General features: G+C 72.2%; 6 protein-coding genes. 4 read left to right on the forward strand and 2 right to left on the reverse strand.

Annotated features, from left to right (window positions below; genetic code table 11):
• Nucleotides 1-258, reverse strand: a 258-nt coding sequence (locus tag ABT336_RS26905) for a class I SAM-dependent methyltransferase (protein ID WP_350900325.1), incomplete at its 3' end; no start/stop codon positions are given.
• 100 nt (nucleotides 259-358) lie between these two features.
• Here ABT336_RS26905 and ABT336_RS26910 point away from each other — a divergent pair.
• A complete protein-coding gene (locus ABT336_RS26910; protein ID WP_350900327.1) occupies nucleotides 359-853 on the forward strand; it encodes a type II toxin-antitoxin system PemK/MazF family toxin in 495 nt (164 codons plus the stop codon).
• Nucleotides 854-1,011: 158 nt separating this feature from the next.
• Here ABT336_RS26910 and ABT336_RS26915 read toward each other — a convergent pair whose 3' ends face one another.
• The gene (locus tag ABT336_RS26915) at nucleotides 1,012-1,647 is read right to left on the reverse strand and encodes a GGDEF domain-containing protein (protein ID WP_350900329.1); all 636 of its coding nucleotides are present in this window, start codon (nucleotides 1,645-1,647) and stop codon (nucleotides 1,012-1,014) included.
• A gap of 265 nt (nucleotides 1,648-1,912) precedes the next feature.
• Here ABT336_RS26915 and ABT336_RS26920 point away from each other — a divergent pair, with 265 nt between their 5' ends.
• The 3 genes from ABT336_RS26920 to ABT336_RS26930 all read left to right on the forward strand — a co-directional run.
• Nucleotides 1,913-2,152 carry a DUF397 domain-containing protein gene (locus ABT336_RS26920; RefSeq protein WP_350900331.1) on the forward strand — a complete coding sequence of 80 codons (240 nt, stop codon included), beginning with the start codon at nucleotides 1,913-1,915 and terminating at the stop codon, nucleotides 2,150-2,152.
• A 144-nt stretch (nucleotides 2,153-2,296) separates the two neighbouring features.
• Nucleotides 2,297-3,181: a Sco1979 family transcriptional regulator gene (locus ABT336_RS26925; RefSeq protein ID WP_350900333.1), complete on the forward strand. Its 885-nt coding sequence runs from the start codon at nucleotides 2,297-2,299 to the stop codon at nucleotides 3,179-3,181.
• 51 nt (nucleotides 3,182-3,232) lie between these two features.
• The coding region (locus ABT336_RS26930) for a serine/threonine-protein kinase (protein WP_350900335.1) at nucleotides 3,233-4,174 on the forward strand (942 nt) is incomplete at its 3' end.

Genomic DNA, 4,174 nt, shown 5'->3' on the forward strand with positions numbered 1-4,174 from the left:
GGCGCGGGCGGCCTCGACGAGTACCGGGTCGGCGTCCACCCCGACCACCGTGTGCCCCCGGGCGGCCAGGGCGGCCCCCACCCGGCCGGTGCCGCATCCGGCGTCCAGGATCCGGGTGCCCGGTGCGACCATGGCGTCCACCAGCCGGGCCTCCCCGGCCAGGTCCGCGCCCTCGGCGGCCAGCTGGCGGAACCGGTCGACGTACCACTGCGAGTGCTCCGGACCGGTGTCGGTGGCCCAGCGAGTCGGGTTGCCCATGCCGTCACGGTAACCGTCCGGGACCCCGCCCGGTCCCGGCACCCGACCGTACGGTCGGCCAGGCGGGGTGCGTACGCGGTGGGGTACTAGGCTCCCGGTCGTGGCAGGTCTGTTGAGGAACGTGGCGGCGAGGATCAGTCGGGTGGCCCGGGAGGCGACCCTGCCCCGGCAGCGGGGTGGACCCACCCCGGCCCAGGTGGCCCGCGGCCGTCAGGTCACGGCGTTGCAGGGGCGGGAGCTGACCTACGCCCCGGAGCCGGACGGCCAGGCCGACCCGGGTGAGGTGGTGTGGACCTGGGTGCCGTACGAGGACGACCCCAAGCAGGGCAAGGACCGCCCGGTCCTGGTGGTGGGGCGACACAGCCGTACCCTCTTCGGCCTCATGCTCTCCAGCCAGGGTGACCGGGACGGGCAGCGGCACTGGCTGGCCCTGGGGCCGGGGGAGTGGGACCGGGACAACCGGCCCAGCTGGGTACGCCTGGACCGGGTCCTGACGATGCGGGAGGACGGCATCCGGCGGGAGGGGGCGGTGCTGGACCGGTCCCGTTTCGACAGGGTGGCAGCCGCCCTGCGGGCCGGGTACGGCTGGCGCTGACCCCCGTCCACCGGGCGGCGCATCCTCGGCCCGGTCACCACGTCCTCGGCTCGGTCACCACGTCTTCGGCCCGGTCACCACGTCCTCGGTTCCGTGACCGGCGGGGCCGGTCGGGCCGTCGGGACCCGGCGGCCCTGGGATCTCAGTGGTGTGGGGTCTCAGTAGTCGGCGACGAGCTGCCGGGCGGATCGGGTGCCGGTCAGGCCCTTGGCCCGGTACATCTCCGCGTCGGCCTGGCAGAGCGCCTCGGCGAGCTGTTTGGGGCAGGTGACCGGTGCCAGTCCGACCGAGGCGGTGACCCGGAGGGTGAGGGTGCCGAGCTGGATCGGCGCGGCCATCATCTCGCTGAGTCGCCGCGCCGAGTGGTCGATCCACCGACGGTCCAGGGTGGGGCCGGCGAGCAGCCCGGCGAACTCGTCGCCGCCCAGTCGGGCGACCAGGTTCTCGCCGGCGAAGGCGGCGAGCCGTTCGGCGACGCTGATCAGCACGTGGTCGCCGACGGCGTGCCCGTAGCTGTCGTTGATCTGTTTGAAGTCGTCGAGGTCGAGGACGACGGCGACCAGGTGCTTGCCCTCGGCGTCGGTGAGCAGGGTGGCGGCCAGCCGGTAGAACGCCCGCCGGTTGGGTAGCCCGGTGAGCGGGTCGTGGCTGGCGGCGTGTCGCTCGGCTGTCAACTCGGCCTGCAGGTGCGCGATCTCCGCCTCGGCGCGCAGGGTCCGGCGGTGTAGTTGCCAGGCCGAGACGAGCGCCCCGACGGCGGAGATGCCGGACGCGACCGTCAATGGATCCGGCACGTGCCCCTCCCATCACCGCAGCTCGGTCCGGCCGCGGCAGGGCAGACGAGGCGCCTCCGCCGGGCCATTGTTTTCCCTGGTCAGAACTCGTGGTGCAGTAACTCAAAGTGAACGGATGTTCACACCCGCTCCTGCGTTATCATGCTCGCTGTCCATTGCAGATGCAATAGCAGATGCACGTGCATTTTGCGTTCAGTCGCCACCGCACCGCTCGCCGACTCCGCTCCTCCCCGGTGCCGGCGGCCGGTTGAGAGAAAGACGCCCCATGCAGCAACCACAGAACGGCGTTCCCACCAGCCAGCTCCCACCGCTGAGGTGGCAGAAGAGCCGGCGCAGCAACCCGAGTGGTAACTGCGTCGAAATCGCGGAACTGCCGGGTGGAGCCGGCATCGCTGTGCGTAACTCCCGGCATCCGGAGGGGCCGGCCCTGATCTACACAGTGGACGAGATCACCGCATTCGTGCTCGGCGCCCGCGACGGCGACTTCGACCACCTGATCACCTGAGGTGGTGGACCGCTCACCCATGGTCCCGTAGGCGGGACTCGATTGATCGGCCCCGGGGAGTTCTCCTCACCGTCGGTCCATGGCATGCTTACTCGTCGGCCGGGCCGGGGTCCGGTCGACGAGTAGCAGGTGGAGGGGCGGCACGTGACGATGGTTCCAGCCGAGGGCGGTCCCGCGACCGGCCCGACCGTGCTGCGGATGCTGCTCGGGGCGCAGCTGCGTCGGCTGCGTGAAAGCTGCGGGGTGACTCGTGAAGGAGCCGGTTGGGAGATCCGTGCCTCCGAGTCCAAGATCAGCCGGATGGAACTGGGTCGGGTCGGGTTCAAGGAACGCGACGTGGCCGATCTGCTCACCCTCTACGGCGTCACCGACGTCAAGGAACGCGACACCCTGCTGAAGTTGGCCCGGGACGCCAACAACCCGGGCTGGTGGCACCGGTTCGGCGACGTCCTGCCCACGTGGTTCCAGTCCTACCTGGGGCTGGAGGCGGCGGCCGCCCTGATCCGCAGCTACGAGGTCCAGTTCGTACCCGGCCTGCTCCAGACCCGCGACTACGCCCGGGCGGTGGTGCAGCTCGGCCACCGGCGGGCCCGACCGGACGAGCTGGACCGCCGGGTCGACCTGCGGATACACCGCCAGGAACTGCTCCGCCGGCCCGGCCCGCCACACCTGTGGGCGGTGGTCGACGAGGCGGCGCTCCGGCGCCCCATCGGCGGGGCCGAGGTGATGCGGGGCCAACTCACCGCCCTGATCGAGGCCACCCGCACCCCGCACATCCGGGTACAGGTCATCCCCTTCCACGCCGGAGGGCACGCCGCCGCCGGTGGGGCCTTCACCATCCTGCGCTTCGGCGACCAGGACCTGCCCGACATCGTCTACATCGAACAGCTCACCAGCGCCATCTACCTCGACAAGCGGGAGGACCTCGACTTCTACGCGGTGGCCATGGAACGGCTCTGTGTCGAGGCCGAGCCGCCGGAGCGTACCCCGGAGATCCTCACCCGGATCATCGACGAGCTGTACCGCTGAGCGTCCCCACCACCCCGGCGTACCCGGGTGGGTATGAGCAAGCTGTGACTGGTGGGTGCCGAACCCGACAGGCAGACTGAGTCCATCATGTCGCCGTTCACCCCCGCCCTGCGACTGCACGGCCGCTACATCCTCCGGGAACGTATCGGTCTCGGTGGGATGTCCGAGGTCTGGCGAGCCGAGGACGAGGTGCTGGGCCGACCCGTCGCGGTCAAGGCCCTCGTCGCCCGGTTCGCCGCCGACCCGCACCTGAGAGCGACCATCCAGCGGGAGGCCCGCGCCGCCGCCCGGCTCACCCATCCCTACGTGACCCACGTGTACGACTACGGCGAGGCGACGCTCACCGACGGGGTCGTGGTGCCGTACCTGGTCATGGAGCTGGTCGCCGGGGAGAACCTCGCCCACCGGCTCACCTCGGGGCCCCTGCCCTGGCCGGAGGCGGCCCGGACGGTCGGTGAGGTGGCCGCAGCCCTGGCCGCGGCGCACCGGATCGGGGTGGTGCACCGCGACGTCAAACCCGGCAACGTCATGCTCACCGAGACCGGTGCGAAGGTGCTCGACTTCGGAATCGCCGCCCTCGCCGGGCCACACCCGGCGACCGGGCGCGCCGGTGACACCCTCCTGATCGGCACCCCCGCCTACACCGCGCCGGAGCGCCTCGCACCCGGCCCGGCCGACCCGGCCAGCGACGTGTACGCCCTCGGCGCGCTGCTCTACCGCGCGGTGACCGGCCGTACGCCGCTGCGGGTGCGGACCTTCGCCGAGGCGGTCGAGGCGTACGAACGGGGGGACCCCGTACCCCCGCCGGACGTGCCCGGTCTCCCCACCGACCTGGTGGCGCTCACCCTGGCCTGCCTGGCCACCGACCCGACCCGCCGGCCGACCGCCGCCCGGGTGGCCGAACGACTCGGGGCCGGCCGACCGGCCGACCCGCCGGTCGGCGGCACAGTCGCGATACCGACCGCGCTGCTGCCGGCGGTGGCGGCGCAGGCC

This window comes from Micromonospora sp. NPDC000207 (assembly GCF_040300925.1).
Taxonomy (GTDB): Bacteria; Actinomycetota; Actinomycetes; order Mycobacteriales; family Micromonosporaceae; genus Micromonospora.

Coding starts and splice junctions, on each gene's coding strand:
- ABT336_RS26920 (WP_350900331.1), top strand. CDS start 1,913: ATGCAGCAACCACAGAACGGCGTTCCCACCAGCCAGCTCCCACCGCTG.